At 65.8% G+C, this 23,016-nt stretch carries 18 protein-coding genes; 6 read left to right on the top strand and 12 right to left on the bottom strand.

Annotated features, from left to right (window positions below):
- Positions 1 to 10: 10 nt before the first annotated feature.
- Positions 11 to 1,459, bottom strand: a complete 1,449-nt coding sequence (gene cysS / locus ABD923_RS05135) for a cysteine--tRNA ligase (RefSeq protein WP_259547411.1) — start codon at positions 1,457 to 1,459, stop codon at positions 11 to 13.
- A gap of 234 nt (positions 1,460 to 1,693) precedes the next feature.
- Between cysS and ABD923_RS05130 the strand changes: the two genes are divergently transcribed.
- Both ABD923_RS05130 and ABD923_RS05125 read left to right on the top strand, forming a co-directional pair.
- A complete protein-coding gene (locus ABD923_RS05130) occupies positions 1,694 to 2,014 on the top strand; it encodes an MmcQ/YjbR family DNA-binding protein (RefSeq protein WP_259546300.1) in 321 nt (106 codons plus the stop codon).
- A gap of 67 nt (positions 2,015 to 2,081) precedes the next feature.
- A complete protein-coding gene (locus ABD923_RS05125; protein WP_259546302.1) occupies positions 2,082 to 3,263 on the top strand; it encodes a pyridoxal phosphate-dependent aminotransferase in 1,182 nt (393 codons plus the stop codon).
- Between the two features lie 180 nt (positions 3,264 to 3,443).
- Here the strand turns inward: ABD923_RS05125 and ABD923_RS05120 are convergent, their stop codons facing one another.
- From ABD923_RS05120 to ABD923_RS05075, 10 genes are all read right to left on the bottom strand, one after another.
- On the bottom strand, positions 3,444 to 4,049 hold the full coding sequence (locus ABD923_RS05120; protein WP_259546304.1) for an outer membrane protein: 606 nt from the start codon (positions 4,047 to 4,049) through the stop codon (positions 3,444 to 3,446).
- A gap of 214 nt (positions 4,050 to 4,263) precedes the next feature.
- Positions 4,264 to 4,902: a bifunctional 4-hydroxy-2-oxoglutarate aldolase/2-dehydro-3-deoxy-phosphogluconate aldolase gene (gene eda / locus ABD923_RS05115; protein WP_259546306.1), complete on the bottom strand. Its 639-nt coding sequence runs from the start codon at positions 4,900 to 4,902 to the stop codon at positions 4,264 to 4,266.
- 51 nt (positions 4,903 to 4,953) lie between these two features.
- Positions 4,954 to 6,759 carry a phosphogluconate dehydratase gene (gene edd, locus ABD923_RS05110; protein ID WP_259546307.1) on the bottom strand — a complete coding sequence of 602 codons (1,806 nt, stop codon included), beginning with the start codon at positions 6,757 to 6,759 and terminating at the stop codon, positions 4,954 to 4,956.
- A gap of 80 nt (positions 6,760 to 6,839) precedes the next feature.
- Positions 6,840 to 7,601, bottom strand: a complete 762-nt coding sequence (locus tag ABD923_RS05105; protein ID WP_259546309.1) for an SDR family oxidoreductase — start codon at positions 7,599 to 7,601, stop codon at positions 6,840 to 6,842.
- Between the two features lie 84 nt (positions 7,602 to 7,685).
- Positions 7,686 to 8,537 carry a YiiX/YebB-like N1pC/P60 family cysteine hydrolase gene (locus ABD923_RS05100; protein ID WP_259546311.1) on the bottom strand — a complete coding sequence of 284 codons (852 nt, stop codon included), beginning with the start codon at positions 8,535 to 8,537 and terminating at the stop codon, positions 7,686 to 7,688.
- A 32-nt stretch (positions 8,538 to 8,569) separates the two neighbouring features.
- Positions 8,570 to 9,703, bottom strand: a complete 1,134-nt coding sequence (locus tag ABD923_RS05095) for an ABC transporter ATP-binding protein (RefSeq protein WP_259546314.1) — start codon at positions 9,701 to 9,703, stop codon at positions 8,570 to 8,572.
- Between the two features lie 71 nt (positions 9,704 to 9,774).
- Positions 9,775 to 11,448: an alpha-glucosidase family protein gene (locus tag ABD923_RS05090; protein ID WP_259546315.1), complete on the bottom strand. Its 1,674-nt coding sequence runs from the start codon at positions 11,446 to 11,448 to the stop codon at positions 9,775 to 9,777.
- Between the two features lie 23 nt (positions 11,449 to 11,471).
- Complete coding sequence (locus ABD923_RS05085; RefSeq protein ID WP_259546316.1) at positions 11,472 to 12,620, bottom strand: carbohydrate ABC transporter permease; 1,149 nt, start codon at positions 12,618 to 12,620, stop codon at positions 11,472 to 11,474.
- Between the two features lie 18 nt (positions 12,621 to 12,638).
- Positions 12,639 to 13,616 (bottom strand): carbohydrate ABC transporter permease, encoded by a 978-nt coding sequence (locus tag ABD923_RS05080; protein WP_222187620.1) that lies wholly within the window; start codon positions 13,614 to 13,616, stop codon positions 12,639 to 12,641.
- Between the two features lie 134 nt (positions 13,617 to 13,750).
- A complete protein-coding gene (locus ABD923_RS05075) occupies positions 13,751 to 15,100 on the bottom strand; it encodes an ABC transporter substrate-binding protein (RefSeq protein ID WP_259547413.1) in 1,350 nt (449 codons plus the stop codon).
- 293 nt (positions 15,101 to 15,393) lie between these two features.
- Between ABD923_RS05075 and ABD923_RS05070 the strand changes: the two genes are divergently transcribed.
- Genes ABD923_RS05070 through ABD923_RS05060 form a run of 3 tightly spaced genes read left to right on the top strand, consistent with a single transcriptional unit; the run spans position 15,394 to position 18,738 of the window.
- The gene (locus tag ABD923_RS05070; RefSeq protein ID WP_259546317.1) at positions 15,394 to 16,431 is read left to right on the top strand and encodes a substrate-binding domain-containing protein; all 1,038 of its coding nucleotides are present in this window, start codon (positions 15,394 to 15,396) and stop codon (positions 16,429 to 16,431) included.
- Between the two features lie 10 nt (positions 16,432 to 16,441).
- Positions 16,442 to 17,764 (top strand): GH1 family beta-glucosidase, encoded by a 1,323-nt coding sequence (locus tag ABD923_RS05065; RefSeq protein WP_259546318.1) that lies wholly within the window; start codon positions 16,442 to 16,444, stop codon positions 17,762 to 17,764.
- A 23-nt stretch (positions 17,765 to 17,787) separates the two neighbouring features.
- Positions 17,788 to 18,738: a glucokinase gene (locus ABD923_RS05060; RefSeq protein ID WP_259546319.1), complete on the top strand. Its 951-nt coding sequence runs from the start codon at positions 17,788 to 17,790 to the stop codon at positions 18,736 to 18,738.
- Between the two features lie 64 nt (positions 18,739 to 18,802).
- On the opposite strand, the gene ABD923_RS05055 is transcribed toward ABD923_RS05060, so the two are convergent.
- Positions 18,803 to 19,264 carry an Lrp/AsnC family transcriptional regulator gene (locus tag ABD923_RS05055; protein WP_259546320.1) on the bottom strand — a complete coding sequence of 154 codons (462 nt, stop codon included), beginning with the start codon at positions 19,262 to 19,264 and terminating at the stop codon, positions 18,803 to 18,805.
- A 129-nt stretch (positions 19,265 to 19,393) separates the two neighbouring features.
- Between ABD923_RS05055 and putA the strand changes: the two genes are divergently transcribed.
- Complete coding sequence (gene putA / locus ABD923_RS05050; protein ID WP_259546321.1) at positions 19,394 to 22,888, top strand: bifunctional proline dehydrogenase/L-glutamate gamma-semialdehyde dehydrogenase PutA; 3,495 nt, start codon at positions 19,394 to 19,396, stop codon at positions 22,886 to 22,888.
- The last annotated feature ends 128 nt before the right edge of the window (positions 22,889 to 23,016 follow it).

Here is a 23,016-nt window from a genome sequence, read left to right as displayed (position 1 = left end):
GCCCTTCCGTTCACAGCACGCCCTCCAGCTTGGCCGCGTCGAAGCCCGGTCCGGGGACCAGCTCGACCCCGTCCTTCGACATGCGCACCTCGACCCCCGCAGCGACCAGCGCCGCCTTGAGACGGTCCACTTCGGAGAAGTCCTTCGTTTTCATTGCGTCGGCGCGCCGTGATGCGAGATCGTTTGCAAGCTTCTGAAGTGGATCGGCGCTTGATGAGTTAGTAGTCTGCACAGACGGTGCATAACCTTGGACGCGAACCACTCCCGATCCTGGAAAGGCTGTGGCAGAACGCCAATCCCAGTTCGAGAGTTCCACGGTCAACAACCCGATCAGCATTGCATCCGCCTTGAGCTGCTCCGCTTTTCCCGAATTAGCCCAAGTGTGCAGGACTGTTATTGCGCCGTGCGTGTTCAAATCGTTTGCAAGCGCTTGAATAATCTCTGCTGAGGGTGCGTAGGCAGGCACAACGCCCTGTGTCATCGCGTGCCACTTGCGCAGCGTCTTCTCCGCCTCCTCCGCTTTCTTCGCCGTCCAATCCATCGGCTTGGAATAATGCGTGGACAGGAACACGAAGCGGATTACCTCGCCCGGCACGCCCTGTTCCAGCAATTCGTGCACGGTGAAGAAGTTGCCCAGGGACTTGGACATCTTCTTGCCTTCGACCTGCAGCATCTCGTTATGCATCCAGACATTGGCGAAGCCGCCCTCGGGATGGGCGCAGCAGCTTTGCGCGATCTCGTTCTCGTGGTGCGGGAACATCAGGTCGTTGCCGCCGCCATGGATGTCAAAGCTTTCCCCCAAAAGCTCGTAGCTCATGGCCGAGCATTCGATATGCCAGCCGGGCCGCCCACGTCCCCACGGGCTGTCCCAGCCCGGCAGATCGTCGGTGGAGGGTTTCCACAGCACGAAATCCATCGGGTCGCGTTTGTACGGGGCAACCTCGACCCGGGCACCGGCGATCATGTCCTCGACCGAGCGGCCCGAGAGCTTGCCATAATCCGGGTAGCTCGCCACCGAGAAGAGCACATGCCCATCGGCGGCATAGGCATGGCCGCTGTCGATCAGGCCCTCGATCATCTCGATCATCTGGGCGATATACTGGGTCGCACGCGGCATCTTCGTCGGCTCAAGCACGCCGAGCGCGCCCATGTCCGACAGGTACCAGCCGATGGTTTCCTCGGTGATCTCGGAGATCGGGCGGCCCGTCTCGGCGGCGCGCGCGTTGATCTTGTCATCCACGTCGGTGAAGTTGCGCACATAGGTGACGTGATCCGGGCCGTAGACATGGCGCATCAGGCGAAAAAGCACGTCGAAGACCACGGCGGGGCGCGCGTTGCCCAGATGCGCGCGCTCGTACACGGTCGGGCCGCAGACATAGATCCGCACGTTCTCGGGGTCGATCGGGGTGAATGTCTCGACCTTGCGGGTCCTGGAATTTCGCAGCCGGATCTCGACCATGTCTGGGGCCTTTCTTGTCATGCGCGCGAAACCATCAGCGTCATGCGCCGGCGGGCGTAGCAGGTTCAAGATGGCATTGGAACCATGATGTGACCGACCCGCCGACGACGTCAGCGGGGAATACAGATCTCGCGAATTGCGGCGGTCAGGTTCATGATCGGCATGCATACCGGGTTTTTCGAAATCCGCAAGGAATGGGTGTAAATCCGTTTCGATCCCCGTTATTTTCCCCTCATGCGCGAACGTTTCGTCGACACTCATTGTCAGCGTCTGCCTGGCGCGGAGCGGACCGAACCCTTTGGCCCGGGCACCGTTGTCTGGAAGGTCGAAGGCCACATGTTCGCGGCCTATTCGATCGGCGGTCATGGCCTTTCCCTGCGGATGATGGACGCCAAGGCCACGACTCGGATGGTCGAGCAAGGACGCGCCGCGCCGCATTTCCTGGAAGACGAAGGCGGCTGGGTCCTTTTGCCGTGGGAGACTCATCCCGACGAACTGCGCGCGCATCTGGAACTCAGTTACCGGCTGGTCCTTTTCGACGGCAACCGCGCCTGAGCGGGGTTGCCCCCGTCCTGTCTCCGTGGCTAGGTCCGCGCGCCTGTCCTTGTTTGCGGAGATCGCCATGCCCCGTCCGTCCCTTCAGATTTCCGGGCTGACCGGCTCGGGTGACGATGGCTGGTCGCTGTTCTACCGCGCCCGCGCGATGAAGGCTGCGGGCCAGCCGGTTCTGGAACTCACCATCGGTGAGCATGACATCGGCACCGATCAGGCGATCCTCGATGAAATGCACCGCGCCGCGACGGCGGGCCATACCGGCTATGCCATGGTGCCGGGGATCCCGTCCCTGCGCCGTGCCGTGGCCGAGCGGATGAGTGCCGCCACCGGCCATCCTTATGACATCGAGAACATCCTGATCACGCCGGGCGGTCAGGCGGGCCTTTTCGCGGCGCATCACGCGGCCTGCGATCCCGGCGACCGGGCTTTGCTGATCGATCCCTACTACGCCACCTATCCCGGAACGATCCGTGCCGTCGGGGCGATCCCGGTGCCGGTCGCCACCCGCCCCGAAGCCGGGTTCCAACCCGAGGAAGCCGCCCTGACCGCCGCCGCGCCCGGCGCGAAAAGCCTGCTCATCAACTCGCCGAACAATCCCACGGGCGCGGTCTATGGGATGGAAACGCTGCGCGGCATCGCACGCGTGGCCGAGGCCCATGACCTCTGGGTGATCTCGGACGAGGTCTATGACAGCCAGGTCTGGGAGGGGCGCCATGTTCCCTTCGCCGCCCTGCCGGGCATGGCAGACCGCACGCTGACCGTCGGATCGCTTTCCAAGAGCCACGCCATGACCGGCTCGCGCCTTGGCTGGATTGCCGCCCCGGCCGAGGTGATTGAGCGGCTGATCACGCTGGCGACCCACACCACCTATGGCGTGCCCGGCTACATCCAGGAGGCGGGCCTGTTCGCCCTGACGCGCGGGCCCGAGGCAGAGGCCGCCGTCGCCGCGCCCTTCCTGCGGCGGCGCCAGATGGTGTTGGAGCGCTTGGACCGGCAGCAGGTGCTCTCCGCCGTCCCGCCGAGCGGGGCGATGTATGTCATGCTGGACGTGCGCCGCACGGGCCTAAGCGGCGCGGCCTTCGCGGACGCCCTGCTGGATGAATGCCGTGTCGCCGTGATGCCCGGAGAAAGCTTCGGGACGGCAGCGGCGGGCCATGTGCGCGTGGCCCTGACCCTGCCCGATGACCGCTTTGCCGAGGCGCTGGACCGGCTGTTTCAATTCGCAACGGCGCGGGCCTGCGCGGCGTGATCGCATGCCGGCTGTAGCCGGTGGGACGATCTGCAACAACCCGGAGGGAGTCGTAGCCGCAGAAGGCCGTGGAGGTGCAATTCACCGCCGCCGAGCAGACCGCCTGGGACTGATCCCTCATAAAATAGGTCCGCCCCCGCTGTGCGAGGGCGGACCTGCTTCAAAACGGCTTGCGTGAGATCAGAAGCGCAGGGCCGCGTTGATGCCGAAGGTGGTGGCACCGGCGTCAATGCCCGTCCCGTCGAAATCTTCGAACTCGTGGCGAAGCAGCTCGGCACCGACGGTGACGGTATCGGTCACGGCGTAGTCCATGCCGACGCCGTAGTAGTAACCGTCATCCTCAAGGGTGCCGCCGCCGAGCGCGTCGATGGAGGCATAGGCCGCACCGGCGGTCGCGTAGATCAGCGCGGGGCCTGCATCGTAGCCGGCCTCGACACCGAGGCGATAGACGGACTCGAGCGTACCGACATTGTCGATGTCGATATCGGCGGCGTTCACGTCAAGCTCGGCGCCGAGAACGTAGCTGCCGAAGTCATAGCGGTAGCCCGCGAAGACACCGCCAAGCATGCCGTTCTCTTCCTCGTCGAGGCCAGCGCCCTCGGCATCGGCCATGCCGTATTCCAGCTGACCACCGGCGTAGAAGCCAGTCCAATCGGCGCTGACCGGCGCCGGGGCCGGAGTCGGCACATAGGCGGGCTCAGGGGCGGGTTCGGCCAGGCCACCCGCCAGCGCCGGGAGGGCGACGAGGCTCAGCGCGGCGATGCCTGCGGGAAGTGCGAATTTCATTGTTTCGTCCTTTCATTTGCTCGAACGGTCCGTGCGCTGCCGGGGTGGCGGCGCAGGATGCATCACGCGATATGGGCATGGCTGCAAAAGATGCCAATCACGGCTGCGTGTTCGGCAACTCTTTGCTGGAAAGGCAAAATTTCCCCGGCATCATCCCGCCACGTGACGCAAGGTCAGCGAAATTTTCCGGCGTAGGCAGGGAACAAATCCCGGTTCAGGCCAGTGCGGCGGCCTCATGCGCCAGCCGCTTGATGAGGTCCCAGTTCCCCTCCGCAACAGCTTCCTTGGGCGCCACCCAGGAGCCACCGGCACACAGGACGTTGGGCAGGGACAGGTAGTCGCCCGCATTGGCGATGGAAACGCCGCCGGTCGGACAGAAGGCGACTTGCGGGATCGGGCCGCCGATGGACTTGAGCGCGGGCGCACCGCCCGCCGCTTCCGCCGGGAAAAACTTGAGCATGTCATAGCCGCGCTCGAACAGCGCCATGACCTCGCTTGCCGTCGCGGCACCGGGCAACAGCGGCAGGTCCTCGGCGATGCACGCCTCGATCAGTCGATCCGTTGCACCGGGCGAGACGCCGAATTTCGCCCCCGCCGCCTTGGCGTTGCGCACGTCCTCGGGCGTCAGCAAGGTGCCCGCGCCGACCACGCCGCCCGGCACATCCGCCATCGCGCGGATCGCATCGAGCGCGGCGGGCGTGCGCAAGGTCACCTCCAGCGCGGGCAGACCGCCCGCCACGAGGGCCTCCGCCAGGGGGCGGGCGTGGCTTGCGTCTTCGATTACCAGGACCGGGATGATCGGGGCAAGATGGGCGATGTCGCGCGCGATGCGGGACTGGTCGGCGGGGGTCATCTCGTGTCTCCTGATGCGGTCATCGGGTTGGCAGCAAGAACTCTGGGTGGATCATATCACAACGCCCGCGCCTTCGGTTGCGGGGCCAGCGGTTTGACGGAACATTTCGAACAGCTCGCGACCGACGCCATGGGCATTGGCCGACAGGTCGGGCTGGGCCGAGGGGCGATCTGCAACGCCCTCGGTCAGCACCTCGAGCGTGCCCTTGGTCGCATCGACCCGGATCAGGTCGCCATCGGCCAGCTTGCCGATCATCCCGCCATCCAGGGCTTCGGGCGCGACATGGATCGCGGCGGGCACCTTGCCCGAGGCCCCCGACATGCGCCCGTCGGTGACCAGTGCCACCTTGTGGCCCCTGTCCTGCAACACGGCCAGCACCGGCGTCAGCGCGTGAAGCTCCGGCATCCCGTTCGATTTCGGCCCCTGGAAGCGGACGACAACGACCACGTCGCGGTTCAACCCCCCGGCGCGGAAGGCGGCCTTCACATCCTCCTGGTCATGGAAGATGGCCGCGGGCGCCTCGATCACGTGACGCTCCGGCGCAACGGCGGAGGCCTTCATCACCCCGCGCCCGAGATTGCCCGAGAGCTCGACCAACCCACCCGTCGCCTGGAACGGGTCGCGTGCGGGACGCAGGATCTTGTCGTTCAGGCTTTTGCGCGCGCCATCCTCCCAGAACAAGGCGCCGTCCTTCAGCTTCGGCTCTTGCGTGTAAAGGCCCAGACCCTTCCCCGCGACGGTCAGCGTGTCGTCATGCAGAAGGCCCGCCTCCAGCAGTTCGGCGATCATGTATTGCAACCCGCCCGCCGCGTGGAAATGGTTCACGTCGGCCAAGCCATTGGGATAGACCCGCGCCATCAGCGGCGTGGCGGAGGAAATGTCCGAGAAATCGGCCGGATCGAGGATCACGCCCGCCGCCCGCGCCATGGCGACAAGGTGCAGGACGAGGTTCGTCGACCCGCCCGTGGCCATCAGCCCCACGATCCCGTTCACGAAGGCCTTTTCATCTAGGATATCGCAAACCGGCGTATAGGCATTGCCCAGCCCGGTGATCGAGGCGGCCCGCTCGGCGGCGGCCTCGGTCAGCTTGTCGCGCAGATCGGTGTTCGGGTTCACGAAGCTGGCCCCGGGCAGGTGCAGCCCCATGAACTCCATCAGCATCTGGTTCGAGTTCGCCGTGCCGTAGAAGGTGCAGGTGCCCGGCCCGTGATACGAGGCCATCTCGGCCTCCATCAGCTTGTCGCGCCCCACCTCTCCGGTGGCGAATAGCTGGCGGATGCGGGATTTCTCGTCATTCGGCAGGCCGCTGGTCATGGGACCGGCGGGCACGAAGATGCCGGGAAGATAGCCAAAGGTCGCCGCCGCGATGATCAGCCCCGGCACGATCTTGTCGCAGACCCCGAGGTAAAGGACCGAGTCGAAGGTGTTGTGGGACAATGCCACGCCGGTCGCCAGCGCGATCACGTCGCGTGAAAACAGGCTCAACTCCATGCCCACCTGCCCTTGAGTGACGCCGTCGCACATGGCGGGCACGCCGCCCGCGACCTGCGCGGTGGCGCCGGCGCGGCGCGCGGCCTCCTTGATCCGGGCGGGGAAGGTCTCGAACGGCTGATGCGCCGAGAGCATGTCGTTATAGGCGGTGACGATCCCGATATTCGGCGTGCGGCCTTCGACCAGCGCGTCCTTGTCGCCGCCCATCGCGGCATAGGCATGGGCCTGGTTGCCGCAGGTCAGATGCGCACGGCGCGGCCCGTCCTCGGCCAGTTTGCGCATCCGGTCGAGATAGGTGCCGCGCGGCCCGCGCGAGCGGTCGATGATACGGTCGGTGACGGCTGCGATCCGGTCGTCGAGTGGCATGACGCTTCCCTCCAGTCGGTGTCACCGGGAGAGATAATCCGTTAGCGCTAACAATTCCACCCCCGAATCGCGGGGCGCGTTCAGGCCGGCAAGCGAAGCCCCCCGTCGATGCGGATGGTCTCGCCATTCAAATAGGGCGACGCGATCAGGAAGGCGGCAAGCCGCGCGAATTCCTCGGGCTTGCCAAGGCGCTTGGGAAAGACCACGTCGCGCGCCAGTTCGGCCATCATCTCCTCGCCCAGGCTTTCCAGCATCGGCGTCAGGAACAGGCCCGGCGCGATGGCGTTGCAGCGGATGCCAAGGCTGGCAAGGTCGCGCGCGATGGGCAGGGTCATGCCGGCGATCCCGGCCTTCGAGGCGGTATAGGCCGCCTGCCCTTTCTGCCCCTCGAAGGCCGCGATGGAGGCCGTGTTGACGATCACGCCGCGTTCGCCGTCTTCGTTCGGCGCGTTCCCGGCCATCTCGGCGGCAGCCAGCCGCGCGACGTTGAAGGAGCCGACAAGGTTGATGTCGATGGTCCGCTGGAACGCCGAGAGGTCGAACGGGCCGGATTTTCCGACGGTCTTGGCCCCGGTCACGATGCCCGCGCAGTTCACAACGGCATTGAGACCGCCCATGGCCTCTTTCGCGGCGGCAATGCCCTTGGTCACGGCCTCTTCCGAGGTCACGTCGACCTCGTGAAATGAGACGCCCGGCACCTCGCCCGCCAGCGCAGCCCCCGCATCGCCCCCGATATCGAAAATCGCAACCTTGGCGCCTTGTTCGGCCAGATGCCGCACCGTTGCACCGCCCAAGCCGCGCGCCCCGCCTGTCACGATGGCCTTGACCGTTGAGAGTTCCATGTCGCGCTCCTCCGCCGCTTAATGAACACTTGTTCAATTAACAGCGTCGGGGCGGCGGCGTCAATTTCCCACGCCCGCCCAGGCCTACCGCAAACGCCACGCAAGATCGCGCGCCGACAGGGCCCGCGACCCGCCACCCGGCGTCGCCTCGACATAGCCGACCAGGCCAAAGGGAATATCCCCGGTCAGGGCGCTGGCAACGATCGCATCGATCAGGATGGTTTCGCGCCCATAGGCCGTGCTGCGCGGCAGGTCGGCCGCCGGGTACATCAGCGAGATCAACTCGGCGCAGAACAGCTGCGACGGGTCGGCCGAGTCGAAGCGCATATCGAAGGGCACGCCCATGCGGGCCAGGCCCCGGCGCAGGATCGCGGCGCGGTTCTGACCCTCGGGCCGCAGCAGCACGACCGCGTCTGTGTCCAGCACGATCTCGGGCGGGGCAAGCCGCACGCCGCCATCCACCGCTTCGAGAAAGATGCGACCCTCACGGATCTGATCGTGATACGGCGCAAGCTCCGGCATGTGCCAAAGACCCGCCGCGCGCAATTGCGCCTCGGTGCCGATATGGATGGCGCCATGGGTGAATTGCCCCGGGATCAGATGCCCCGACATGCGGTTTTCGGAATGCACGAAGATCACGTCCAAGGGCTGCAACGCCTCGAGGATGATCCCCGTCGCCTCGACCTGACGCGTCATCCGTCCCGGTCGCAACTGGATCTGCCCGAAGTCACGCAGCATTTCGACATTGGCGTCGGCGATCCGGATCACCCAGTCGGGATAGGTCTCGTCCGCCCGGCAACATCCCTCGACCAGGGCCGCAACCGGCTCGGGGCCGCGTGCGGGCAGATCGGGAATAGGCGGCGCGCCGCAGGCCGTCAGGCCTGCGACCACGACCGCACCGATCAGGCTTCGCAGGGCGAGAAGAAGCGCGCGCATGGCGCCGCATAACACGGGAACGGCCAACCCGCCTAGTGCGGCTGAACGCCCGGCAGGAAGACGTCCTCGTCGCGATGCAGGAGCGAGATGCCATCCCTGAAGACATGCACCTTTTCCGGTTTGGCGGTCAGGTGCACCTCTTGCCCGCGCTTGTCCTTGTGGATGCCCGTCAGCTTGGCGATCACCGGGTCATGATCGGGCGCGGATTTCTCGAAATAAAGCAGCGTGACCTCGCCAAGCGCCTCAGTGATGTCGACCTTGCCGGAATAGGCATACTCGGCCCCATCGGTGGCGATCATGTCTTCGGGACGGATTCCGACCTTGACCTCGGCGCCCTCGTCCTCGGGACGCGAGGGGTAATGCGAGGTGATCGTGCCCGCGCCTTCGTCCAGTTGCAGGGTGGTCTGATCCCCCGTCCCCACGATCCGCCCGCCCAGAAGGTTCATTGCCGGGCTGCCGATGAATTGCGCGACGAAGGTGGAATTGGGTTTCTCGTACAGATCCAGCGGGCTGCCCACCTGCGCGATCCCGCCGCCTGCCAGCACGACGATGCGGCTGGCCAGCGTCATCGCCTCGACCTGGTCATGGGTGACGTAGATCATCGTCGAGTCGGGCATCTGTTCTTTCAGCTGCGCGATCTCGATCCGCGTGGCGACGCGCAGCGCCGCGTCGAGGTTCGACAGCGGCTCGTCGAACAGGTAAACCTTGGGGTCGCGCACGATGGACCGCCCGATGGCGACCCGCTGGCGCTGACCGCCCGACAGCGCCTTGGGCAGGCGATCGAGGAAATTGGTCAGTTGCAGCTTGTCGGCGGCGGCGCGCACGGCCGCGTCGATCTCGGCCTTCGACTTGCCCGCGATCTTCAGGGCGAAGGCCATGTTATCGTAGACCGTCATGTGCGGATAAAGCGCGTAGGATTGGAACACCATGGCGATGCCGCGCTCGGACGGGGGCACGTCGTTGACCACCATGCCGTCGATCTCCAGCGTCCCGCCGGTGATCTTTTCCAGCCCCGCGATCATCCGCAGAAGCGTGGATTTCCCGCAGCCCGAGGGGCCAACGAAAACGATCAACTCGCCCGTCTCGATCTCGAGGTCGATGTCGCGCAGCACCTGCACGGTGCCGCCATAGGTCTTCTCGACATCCTTGAGCTTTAGGTCTGCCATTCTCCCCGTCTCCCTCCGGAACTGTGATGCGCGCGCCGGCCCGCTCCCCCGGGCGACGCGCGGCCAAATCGTCAGGCCTCGATCCTAGCCTCGTCATCCTTCACGCCGAAAAACGCCTGGTAGGGCGGCAAGGTCACCTCCTCCTCGCGCATGACGGCGGTGAAGGGCACGCCCAGATCCTGCCGCCAGTTGCCCTGGGGCAAAGCGACCGGCTGGCCCGCATTGGTCAGGTTGAAGGCGCAGAACAGGCGCTGCCCGTCGTATTCGCGGATGAAGGCCACGACCCCGTCCGCGGCGCGGATCAACTCCATGCTGCCCTTGGCCAGCGCCGGGTAGCCGTGCCGGAACGCGACCATCGCCTGGTAGAAGGCCAGTGTGCTGTCCGTCTTGGACTGCTGATCGCTGACCGAGCGTTGAAGATGCTCGACCGCCACCGGCAACCACGGCTTTGCGTCCGAGAACCCGCCATTCTGGTTGTCCGAAATCCACGGGATCGGGGTGCGGCATCCATCGCGGCCCTTGAACTTGGGCCAGAAGCGGATGCCGTACGGGTCCTGCAAATCCTCGTAGGAGACATAGGCCTCGGTCAGGCCCAGTTCCTCACCCTGGTAGAGGCAGACCGACCCGCGCAGGCTGAGCAGAAGCGCTGCGTAAAGGCGACGCGCCTCTTCGCCGAGGTTCCAGCGGCTGGCGTGGCGCACCACGTCATGGTTCGAGAACGCCCAGCACGCCCAGCCATCCCCGATCGTCTTCTCGTACTCGGTGATGACCTCGCCCACGCGCTCGGCCGTCGGCGGGATCGCGGCCAGGAAGTCGAACGAGTAGGCCATATGCACCTTGTCGCCGCCGCCGGTATATTCCGCCTGGATCTGCATGCCGTATTGCGCGTCGCCCACCTCGCCGACGCTGGTCGCGGCCGGGTATTCATCGAGCAACGCGCGGAAGCGGCGCAGGAAGTCCAGGTTCTCGGGCTGGTTCTTGTCGTAAAGGTGCTCCTGCCAGTTATAGGGGTTCACTTCGGGCGCGATGGTGGCGTTGCGCCGCGCCGGGTCGAGCGCGGGGTTGTCGCGCAATTGCTGGTCGTGGAAGTAGAAATTGATCGTGTCGAGGCGGAAGCCATCCACCCCGCGATCCAGCCAGAAGCGCACGATGCTCAGCAATTCTTCCTGCACCTGCGGGTTGTGCAGGTTCAGGTCCGGCTGCTCTTTCAGGAAATTGTGCAGGTAGTACTGCATCCGGTCGCCCGACCATTCCCAGGCAGAACCGCCGAAGATCGACAGCCAGTTGTTGGGCGGGCTGCCATCGGGCTTGGCATCGGCCCAGACATACCAGTCGGCCTTGGGATTGTCGCGGCTGGACTGGCTTTCGTGGAACCACGGGTGCTGGTTCGAGCTGTGCGACAGCACGAGGTCGATCAGCACCTTCAAGCCCAACTCATGCGCCCGCGTCACCAGCGCGTCGAAATCGCCAAGCGTGCCGAACATCGGGTCGACATCGCGGTAGTCGCTGACATCATAGCCGAAATCGAGCATGGGCGAGCGGAAGAACGGGCTGATCCAGATCGCATCGACGCCCAGTTCGGCCACGTGCTGAAGCCGGTGAATGATCCCCGCGAGGTCCCCGATCCCGTCATGGTTCGAGTCCTGGAAGCTGCGGGGATAGATTTGATAGATCACGGCACCGCGCCACCAATCCTTGTCGGTGGCGATGATCTGCTCTTGCGGGAGGTCCTGCATCAGGTTCATGGGCCCGGTCGTCCTTTATTCTCTTACTTCACCGACCCTGCGAGCAGGCCGCGCACGAGGTAACGCTGCATGGTGAAGAACACCAGAAGCGGCACCGCGATGGACACGAAGGCAGCCGTGGCAAGAATGCCCCAGTCCCCCCCTCGACTGCCCAACAGATCATCGGCGATTTTCACGGTCATGACCTGAGCCTCCCCGGCCGAAGGCAGAAACACCTTGGCCACCAACAGGTCATTCCACGTCCACAGGAACTGGAAAATGGCGAAAGACGCAAGCGCCGGAAAGCTCAGCGGCAGGATGATCCGCACGAAAATCTGGAAATCCGTCGCGCCGTCGACCTTGGCGCTTTCGATGATGTCGCGCGGCAGGCCGGCCATGTAGTTCCTGAGCAGGTAAACGGCGAGCGGCAGGCCGAAGCCGGTATGCGCCAGCCAGATCCCGAGAAAGCTTTGCCCGATTCCGATCGTGTTGTGCAGGTTCAGAAGCGGCACCAGCGCCAGTTGCAGGGGCACCACCAACAGCCCCACCACCGCCGCGATCAAAAGCGCCCGGCCCGGAAACTCCATCCAGGCCAGCGCGTAGGCGGCGAAGGCCGCGATCAGGATCGGGATGATCGTGGCCGGAATCGTCACCGTCAGCGTGTTGATAAAGGCGCGATCCATGTTGTCGGCGGTCAGCACCGTTCGGTAATTGTCGAGCGTGAAATCGGGCGGCGTGTCGGCCACGAAATAGACGCGCGGGCCGCGTTCATCGGGTTCGGTCGCGGTGTAGACGTAGGAGCCGTCGGCATTCACCGTGATCGTGCCACCATCGCGGTTCTCGACCTCTGCGCCGGCCTCGAACGCGCCCGGCTCACGCCCGCGCAGACCGAAGGCCGCGATGCTGCTTTCGCCGCTTTCGAAGCTCTCGCGTACCTCCGCCGTTTCGAAGATATTGCCCTCGTAGATCCACAGATCGCCCTCCTGGCGCGGCTCGGCATCGGCGCGGGTGCGGTAGGTCAACTCCACCGAGAACGGCGCCACCCACCATCCCGAGGCCGAGATCTGGTCGCGGTCGCGGAAGGACGACACGAACAGGCCCACGGTCGGGATCAGCCACAGCAGCACCAGCAGCAGGACCGAAAGGTTCGTGGCCCAAACGAGCGCGGGTTTCTTGCCGGCGATATTGTCCATGTCTCTCCCCTCCCCGGCTCAGCGCATCTCGGCGCGCGACTGGCGGATGTTCCAGATCATCACCGGCAGAACGGTGACCATGATGACGAAGGCCACCGCCGTCGCCAGCCCGTCGTCGCGGAACATGAAATCCATCATGTAGCTGGGCAGGATCTCGGTATCGAAATTGCCGCCGGTCATCGTGTAGACGATGTCGAACACCTTGAGCACAAGCACCGTGATCGTGGTCCAGACCACCATGATGGTCGACTTGATCTGCGGCACCTTGATCTTGAAGAAGATCTGGAACGGGTTGGCCCCGTCGATGATCGCGGCCTCGACCGTTTCCTCGGGGATGCCGCGCAGCGCGGCCGACAGGATCACCATGGCAAAGCCGGTCTGGATCCAGATCAGGATCACCATCAGGAAGAAGTTGTTCCAGAACGGGATCTGCAGCGGGTCCAGCGGATCGGCGCCAAGGGCCGCCCGGATCGCGTTGATGATCCCGATATCGGGGTCTTGCGCGTAGACGAATTTCCAGATCAGCGACGCGCCCACGAAGCTGATCGCCATCGGCATGAAGATCAGCGATTTCGCGATGTTGCCCCATTTCAGACGGTCGGTCAGTTGCGCCGACAACAGCCCGAGGAAGGTCGCGGCGGCGGGCACGAAAATCACCCACAGAATATTGTTGAAAAAGGCGACCCGGAAATCCTCGGAGGCGAGCAGTTGGGCGTAATTGCCAAAGCCGATGAACTCGTCGCCCGCGCGGTTGTAGAGCGAGCGCATGAAGCTGCCCACCACCGGATAGACGAGGTAGAGCCCCAGCGCGAACATCGCCGGAAACAGGAAGATCCACGGCCGCACGGCATTGGCGCGGTTGATGTTGCGCCCCGCCTTCTCGCCGCGTGCGGGGAAGATGACCTTATCGAGGACGAGATTGGCGAAGTAGAAATAGGCCACGCATCCGCCCACCCCGATGATGATGGTGATGATGCCCTGGATGATCGGCGACAATGGCGTGCCCTCCCTTCGCAAAACGACCCGGGGCTCCGGGCCGGACGCTGGCCGATTTGGCTCGGCTCTGGCTGCGTGCCCGGCCCGCCGAGGGGCGGACCGGGCGGTTGTCAGGTCTTACCGAGGCATGTGCCTCAGTTGAGCGTTTCCCACCGCTCCTGGATCGAGGTGGCGACCGCCTCGGCCTCTTCGCCGGTGACGTAATCGACCATGCCGGTCCAGAACGCGCCCGCGCCGATCTCACCCGGCATCAGGTCCGAGGCGTCGAAGCGGAAGGTGGTGGCGTTCAGCAGGATCTCGTTCATGTTGCGCAGGTCGTCGCTGGCGAACACGTCGGGGTTCACCCCGCCATAGGGGGTCAGGAAGCCCGACTGCGCCATCCACACCTCATGCGCGATGGGCGTTTGCAGGAACTCGATCAGGCCATGGGCCACCGGCGCATCATCGGTGATCGCAAAGAGCGTCCCCGCACCGAGGACGGGGCTGCCGAGATCCCCTTCGGCATAGGCCGGGAAGTAGAAGAAATCGCTATCCGCATCCTCCGGGAAGAAGGTCGGGATGAACGACGCCTGGCGGTGCATGTAGCATTCCGGCGGGAAGGTGAAGAGGCCCGCCGGGCTGTCGCGGAAGTCGGTCGAGGCCACGGCCTCGGCCCCGCCGTTGACGAAATCGTCATTGCGGGCGAACCAGCCGAATTCCTCGATCGCGCCGACCACGGCCGGGTCGTTGAACGGCATCTCGTTGGCGACCCACTGGTCATAGACCTCGGGCGGCTGGGTGCGCAGCATCATGTCCTCGACCCAGTCCGTCGCCGGCCAGCCGGTTGCCGCGCCCGAGCCCAGGCCGATGCACCAGGGCGTCTCGCCATCCTCGACGATCTGTTCGGTCAGCGCGCGCAGGTCTTCCATCGTTTCCGGCACGTCATAGCCTGCCTCGTCGAACTGCTCGGGGCTGTACCAGACCAGCGATTTCAGATCGACCTTGTAGAAGAAGCCGTAAAGCGCCTCCTCCCCGTCGGGCCCGGCATAGGAGCCGAGATCGACCCAGGACTGACCGGCGGCGTAGTTTTCCGTCACCCAATCCGCGGTGCCATCCGCCAGCGGGGTCAGGAAGCCGCGCGCGGCCATGTCCGAGGCGAGGCCCGGCTGCGGGAACACGGCGATGTTGGGGGCCGAGTCGGCCTGGGCCGCGATGACGATATCCTGTTCGAAGCTGTCCGAACCGGAATACTGAACCTCGGCGCCGGTGGCCGCGGAGAAGTAGGCGAGAACCGAGTTGACCAGTTCCGCGTCCGCGCCGGTCCAAGGCCCGGTGATGGTCAGTGTTTCCCCGGAATAGTCATGGCCTTCGGCAAAGGCCTCGTAGCTGTCCCAGTTGAAGGCGCCCTCGCCCACCGGGAACATCAGGCCGCCATGGGCCTCGGCCAGTGCACCACCGGCCGACAGCGCAAGAATGGCTGCGCTTGTGAAAAGACGGGTCTTCATCATGGAATACCTCCCAGGAATTGCACCGGGCCAAGACCCGGTTGTCACTTTTTCCCAAGCGATCTGGATAGGTGCATGCAGCAGTAACCCGCCCGCCCCTCCAAAGCGCTTTGGGTTGCGGCCACCCTTTCGGAACACTCCGAGTCTGTCAATGTGCGAATGGCAACACGCGGAAATTAGGGAGTTCTTTCGCAGGTGCAGCATGGCGGGACTTGGTGGAATGCTTTGACATCTCCCATGCCGGCCCGATAGCGTGCCGTGAAAATCCGAAGCGCTTTGGAAACGCATTCGCCATGAATCTCAGGCAGTTGGCCGACTCGCTCGGCCTGTCCATGACAACGGTCAGCCGGGCGCTGAACGGCTACCCCGAGGTTCGGGAAGAAACCCGTGCGCGCGTTCTTGCCGCGGCCAAGGCCGCCAATTACACGCCCAATGCCCGCGCCCGGCGCCTTGCCACGGGACGCGCAATGACCATCGGGCATGTCGTGCCGCTGACCGGGCGGGAAGAAACAGTAAACCCGATCTTCGCGGATTTCCTGGCCGGCGCGGGCGAGATCTATGCCCGGGAGGGCTATGACCTGCTCTTGTCGATGGTGGGCGCAGAGGAAACGGCCACCACCTATCGCAACCTCGCGGCCACCGGATCGGTGGATGGGGTGATGGTGCAATCCCCCCGCATCGTGGACGATCGCATCCCGCTGTTGCAGGAGTTGAAGATACCCTTCCTCGTCCATGGCCGCACGGGCGAGTACACGACCTATAGCTGGTTCGACGTGGCCAATATCCGGGCCTTCCGCCGCGCCACCGACTTCTTGCTGGATCTCGGCCACCGCCGGATCGCCCTGATCAATGGGCAGGAAACCCTCGATTTCGCCGCGCGGCGCCGCAAGGGCGTGGAAGACGCGTTACAGGACCGCGGCCTGTCCCCGCGGCACGAGTGGATGCACCAGGGCGTGATGACCGAGCAATATGGCTACACGACCACCCATGCGATGCTGGCGATGGACCCGGCCCCGACCGCGATCCTGTGTTCGTCGATCATTCCCGCCATGGGCGCGCGGCGCGCCATCGCCGAGGCCGGTCTGACGCTGGGACGGGACGTTTCGGTGATCTGCCACGACGATGCGCTCTCCTACCTCGGCAACGACGCGCTGACCTCGCCGCAGGGGCCGCCGTTCACCGCGACACGCTCGCCCATCCGGGCGGCGGGGCGGCGCTGTGCCGAGATGCTGATCGCCCTGATCCGCGAGCCCGACCAGCCCCCCCTGCAAGAGCTGTGGGAAACCGAACTGACGGTTGGCCGCTCGACCGGGCCCGCCCCCGCAACCTGAAGGACCTAAGATGGATCACACCCGCAGCGATTTCCCCGACGGCTTCCTCTTCGGGGTGGCCACCTCGGCCTACCAGATCGAAGGACGCCAATTCGGCGGCGCCGGTCCCTGCCACTGGGACAGTTTCGCCGCGACGCCCGGCAATGTCGTCCGGGCAGAGGACGGCGCGCTGGCCTGCGATCATTATCACCGTTGGGAAGAGGACCTCGACCTGATCGCGGGGCTTGGGGCCGAGGTGTATCGCTTCTCGACCTCCTGGGCGCGGGTGCTGCCCGACGGGGTCGGTCAGCCCAATGTCGAGGGGCTGGATTTCTATGACCGGCTTGTGGACGGGATGCTGGCGCGCGGGATCAAGCCCGCCGCGACGCTCTACCATTGGGAGTTGCCGCAGCCGCTGGCCGACAGGGGCGGCTGGCGCAATGCGGACATGCCCGAATGGTTCGCCGAGTTCACCGAAACCGTCATGCGCCGCATCGGCGATCGCGTGTGGTCCGCCGCCCCCATCAACGAGCCGTGGTGCGTCGGCTGGCTGTCGCATTTCGATGGCGCCCACGCGCCGGGCCTGCGCGATATCCGGGCGACGGCGCGCGCCATGCATCACATCCTGAAAAGCCACGGCCGGTCCATCGAGGTGATGCGGGGGCTGGGCATGAAAAATCTTGGCGCGGTCTGCAATTTCGAATGGGCCGAACCCGCCAGCGACGCGCCCGAGGATCAGGCCGCCGCCCGCCGCTACGACGCGATCTACAACCGGTTCTTCCTTGGCGGGCTGTTCAAGGGGCAATACCCGGCGGAGGTGCTGGAAGGGTTGGAGCCGCATCTGCCCGACGGCTGGCAGGACGATTTTTCCTTGATCGGGCAGCCGCTCGACTGGTTGGGCGTGAACTATTACACACGCCAGCGCATTCGCCACAAGGACGGGGCTTGGCCGAATTACGAACCGGCCGGGCCGCTTCTGCCCCTGACCCAGATGGGGTGGGAGATCTATCCAGATGGATTGCGCGATTTCCTGATCCGCAATGCCCGCGACTACTCCGGCGATCTGCCGATCTACGTCACCGAAAACGGCATGGCCAACGCGGACACGCCGGACCAACCCGACAGCGCGCGCATCGACTACCTCAACGCCCATCTTCACGCGGTCCGACAGGCCGTGGACGCGGGGGCGCCCGTGGCGGGCTATTTCGTGTGGTCGCTGATGGACAATTACGAATGGTCGCTCGGCTACGAGAAACGCTTCGGCCTGATCCATGTCGACTTCGACAGCTTGGCAAGAACCCCGAAAGCGTCCTATGACGCGCTGGCCCGCTGGTGGCGCGACACCCCGGCCTGACACGCGAAACGGATGCGACCCTCATGACGCAAGAAAGCGGCCTGTCCCTCGTTGCCGATATCGGTGGCACCAACACGCGTGTGGCCCTGGCCCATGGGCCGCAGGTCGATGCCGACAGCATCTGCCGCTTCCGCAATGCCGAACACGGCGGCATCGACGCCGTGATCCAGGCCTATCTTGGGCAATGCGCCATCACCCCGACCCAGATCACCGGCGTTTGCGTGGCCGCGGCCGGGCCGGTGCGCGACGGGGTGGCGCAATTGACCAACCTCGACTGGCGCATCGACCGCGAGGTTCTGGGCCGCGCCCTGGCCGCCGACAAGGTGGCCGTCCTGAATGACCTTCAGGCGCAAGGTCATGCGATCGGCCACATCAGCGCGGACAACCTGAACCAGGTCCTGCCGCAGCCGCCGCACACGGCCCACGCCGCGAAACTGGTCGTGGGCATCGGGACCGGGTTCAACGCCTGCCCGGTCTTCGACACCGCCGCCGGGCGCTTCGTCCCGCCCTCCGAGGCCGGCCACGTCTCCCTGCCCGCGTCGGAGCCGACGCTGCTGCCGCTGTTGGACAAGCTCGACGATGGGCATGGCCACCCCTCGGTCGAAGAGGTCCTGTCGGGGCGCGGGGTCAGCCGCCTGCACAAGGCGCTGCACGGGCGCGATGCCGCGCCGAACGAAATCCTCGACGCCATGTCCACGCGCGACGAGCGAGCCTTGGAAACAGGGCGCCTTTACGTCCGGATGATGGGAGTCGTGATCGGTGACCTGGCCCTGTCCCACCTGCCCTTCGGCGGCATCTACCTTGTGGGCGGCGTGACCCGGCACTTCCTGCCCTGGCTGGAGGAGTTGGGCCTCGTCGAGGCGTTTCGCGACAAGGGCCGTTTCTCGGGGTTCATGGAACAGTTCGGCATCGCCGTCGTCACCGACGATTACGCCGCGCTGACCGGGTGCGCCTCACACCTGTCGAAGCTCTGAGCCAAAGCGCGGCAGCAAAACCCGGGTTTTCCTGCCGGAAATCTCAAGATTTCCTGCGCCCCCCTCAAAGCGCGGCGTCCTTCACGGCCTGCATCGACACGTGGGTCGAGGTCGATGACAGGTACGGCAGGTTCGACACGACCTCGGCCAGGATATCGCGGTAGGCGCGCATGTCCCGGCAGCGGATCTTCAACAGGTAGTCGAACTGTCCCGCGATCAGGTGGCATTGCTCGATCTCGGGCGCGGCGCGCACCGCCGCGTTGAAGGCGGACAAGGCCGCCTCGCGCGTGTCGGTCAGGCGCACCTCGACAAAGGCCACATGCTCGCGGTCGAGCTTGGCCGGGTCCAGAAGCGCGCGGTAGCCGAGGATATAGCCCTCGCGCTCAAGCCGCCGGACCCGGGCTTGCGTGGGGCTTTTCGACAGCCCGACCTCGCGCGCGATCTCGGTGATCGGCAGGCGCCCATCCCGGCTGAGCACGGCAAGGATCTTGCGGTCGAAAAGATCGAGAGCGGCACCATCAGACATCGGCCTTCCTTTCATTTGGCTTAATCAAAGGAAAAACGCCCTCGTTTTTCACAAGTCAAGGAAAACCGCCTGCATGCATGGGTGTACGATGGTGCATCACACCGGACCTGCCTTTGCAAAGGTGACGCCATGCCCCTCGACCAGCCCAGAACACCCCAAGCCATCGCCGAAATCCGGGCCCGCATCCGGGCCGCGCAGTACGGCGACGAGGATACGATCCTGCGCGATCTCATGGCAGCGCACGCCCCCGATGCCGCCACGCGCGCGGCCACCACCAAGCGGGCCACAAGGCTGATCGAGGCGCTGCGCGCGGACAAGACGCCGGGCATGATGGAGCTGTTCCTCGCCGAGTATGGCCTCAGCACGCGTGAGGGCGTGGCCCTCATGTGCCTGGCAGAGGCGTTGTTGCGCGTGCCGGATGCCGCCACCATCGACGCCCTGATCGAGGACAAGATCGCGCCCTCGGAATGGGGGGCGCATCTGGGCAAATCCTCCTCTTCGCTGGTCAATGCCTCGACCTGGGCGCTGATGCTGACAGGGCGCGTGTTGCAGGATGGCGAGGGCATGGCCAACGTCCTGCGCGGTGCCATGCGCCGCCTGGGCGAGCCGGTGATCCGCGCCGCCGTGGGCCGCGCCATGCGCGAGATGGGGCGGCAGTTCGTGCTGGGCGAGACGGTGAACGCGGCCATGTCCCGCGCCGCCGGAATGGAGGCCAAGGGCTACAGCTATTCCTACGACATGCTGGGCGAGGCCGCGATGAGGGCGGACGATGCGCAGACCTATTTCGAGGCCTACGCCCACGCCATCGACACCCTGGCCGCCGCCTGCCGGTCGGACGACATCCGCGACAATCCCGGCATCTCGATCAAGCTGTCGGCCCTGCATCCCCGCTACGAGGAAGCGCAGCGCGACCGCGTGATGGAGGAATTGGTGCCGCGCGTGCGCACCCTCGCCCGCGCCGCCCGCGCGGCGCATATGGGCCTCAACATCGACGCGGAAGAGGCCGACCGGCTGGACCTGTCGCTGGACGTGATCGAAGCCGTGCTTTCCGATGACGCCTTGGCGGGCTGGGACGGGTTCGGGGTCGTGGTGCAGGCCTATGGGCTGCGCGCCGCCCCGGTGCTTGACTGGCTGCACGCGCTGGCGGACCGGCTGGACCGGCGCCTCATGGTGCGGCTGGTCAAGGGTGCCTATTGGGATACCGAGATCAAGCGCGCGCAGGTCGAGGGCTTGCCCGGGTTCCCGGTCTTCACGCGCAAGGTGGCGACCGACGTCTCCTACCTTTGCAATGCGCGCAAATTGCTGGGCATGACGGATCGCATCTACCCTCAATTCGCCACCCACAACGCGCAGACGGTCGCCGCGATCCTGGAAATGGCCGATGACCCGACCGCGTTCGAGTTCCAGCGTCTTCACGGCATGGGCGAGACGCTGCACGAAGAGGTCCGGCGCGGCAACGCCACGCGCTGCCGGATCTACGCGCCCGTCGGTGCGCATCGCGATCTGCTGGCCTATCTCGTGCGGCGGCTGCTGGAAAACGGGGCGAATTCCAGCTTCGTGCACCAGGTGCTGGATGCGGATGTGCCGGTCGCGGCGGTCGCCGCCGACCCGTTCGAGCAGATCGCCACGACTGGTGCGAATAGCGCCGTCACCCGGCCGAATGCGCTGTTCGGCAAGGGGCGGGTGAACTCAAAAGGCTTCGACCTGGCCGACCCGCTGACGCTGGCCGAGATCGAGGCCGCCAGAAAACCCTTTGCCGGGCATCGCTGGACCGCCGCGCCGCTCATTGCCGGCGACCTTGCCCCCGGCACCAGCCGCGAAGTGCACGCGCCCGCCAATCCCGAGGACAGGGTCGGCACCGTGCAGGAGGCCAGCCCACAGGACATCGCCACAGCCCTTGACCATGCCCGCCCATGGGATGCCCCCGCCGCGACACGCGCCGAGGTCTTGCGGCGCGCCGCCGCCCTGTACGAGGCGCATTTCGGAGAACTGTTCGCCCTGCTCGCCCGCGAAGCCGGCAAGACGCTGCCCGACGCGGTTGGCGAACTCCGCGAAGCGGTGGATTTCCTGCGCTACTACGCCAATGAGGCGGACGCCCTCACCACGCCGGCCCGAGGCCTTTTCACCTGCATCTCGCCGTGGAACTTCCCGCTTGCGATTTTCACCGGCCAGATCTCTGCCGCGCTGGCGGCAGGCAACGGTGTGTTGGCGAAACCCGCTGAAACTACGAGCCTGATCGCGCACCGCGCCGTGCAATTGATGCACGAGGCGGGCGTGCCGCGTGCCGCGCTGCAACTCCTGCCCGGCGAGGGGGGCGTGGTGGGCGCGGCACTCACCTCCGACCCGCGTATTGCCGGGGTCTGCTTCACCGGCTCGACCGCGACTGCACAGGCGATAAACCGTGCCATGGCCGACCACCTGCCGCCCACCGCGCCGCTGATCGCGGAAACCGGCGGGCTGAACGCGATGGTGGTCGACTCCACCGCCCTGCCGGAACAGGTCATCCGCGACATCCTTGCCTCGGCCTTCCAATCCGCGGGGCAACGCTGCTCGGCGCTGCGGATGCTTTATGTGCAGGAGGATGTGGCCGACGGCGTGATCGACATGCTGAAGGGCGCGATGGCGGAATTGCGCCTTGGCGATCCGTGGCACCTCTCCACCGATATCGGCCCCGTCATCGACGCCAGGGCGCAGGCGGATATCGAGGCCCATATCGACACCGCCCGATCCGAAGGGCGCTTGATCGCCCAGCTCGGCCGCCCCGCGCAGGGCCATGTCGTGCCGCCCACCCTCCTGTCACTGCCGGGCGGCATCGCGGAGCTGACGCGCGAGGTCTTTGGCCCCGTCCTTCATGTCGCAACCTACAAGGCGCGCGATCTGGACAAGGTGATCAAGGCCGTGAATGCCAAGGGCTATGGCCTGACCTTCGGCATGCACAGCCGCATCGACGACCGGGTGCAGCAGGTCTGCGCCGCCATCCGGGTCGGCAACACCTATATCAACCGCAACCAGATCGGGGCCGTGGTCGGCAGCCAGCCCTTCGGCGGAGAGGGCCTGTCAGGCACCGGACCCAAGGCGGGCGGCCCGCATTATGTCAGCCGGTTCACGCAAGCCCCGCTGCGACGGGAACGGGCGACGGACGCCCCCGCCGTGGATCGCGCCATGCTGGACAAGGCGCTCGCCGCCCTGCCCGATCCACGGGATGAAACCTTGTCCGCACGCTCGCTTCCCGGACCGACGGGGGAGTCGAACCGCCTGAGCACACATCCGCGCGGGCGGGTCCTTTGCCTCGGCCCCGGCAAGGAGGCGGCGGAAGACCAGGCACGGCTGGCCCGGGAGGCGGGCTGCACCGCGCTGGCGGTGGCGCCTGGGGTGGATGACGGACTGTCCGGGCATGTGCCGTCCGACTGGCTGGAAACGCTCGCCCCCCTCGACGCGGTGATCTGTTGGGCCGAGGACGCCACCCTGCGCCCGATCGCGCAGGCGCTGGCCAAGCGCGACGGGCCGATCCTGCCCCTGATCGCCGAGGCCGACCCGACCCCGCGCCTGACCCTCGAACGGCATCTGTGCATCGACACGACGGCGGCGGGCGGAAACGCGCAGCTTCTTGCGGCGGCGGGCTGACCGCACCCCGCGAACGAGCGACGTGATGACAGCCGTCACACAGACGGTTGCTTGGTGTGAATTTTCCCGCCATGGTGGAGAAGCCGCCCACCGGTATACCGGTGAGGGGCCAAGAAAAGTGTCACAAA

The sequence above is a fragment of the [Roseibacterium] beibuensis genome (assembly GCF_039542305.1).
Classification (GTDB): Bacteria; Pseudomonadota; Alphaproteobacteria; order Rhodobacterales; family Rhodobacteraceae; genus Roseibacterium; species Roseibacterium beibuensis.
This window is presented reverse-complemented; position numbering and strand designations above follow the sequence as displayed.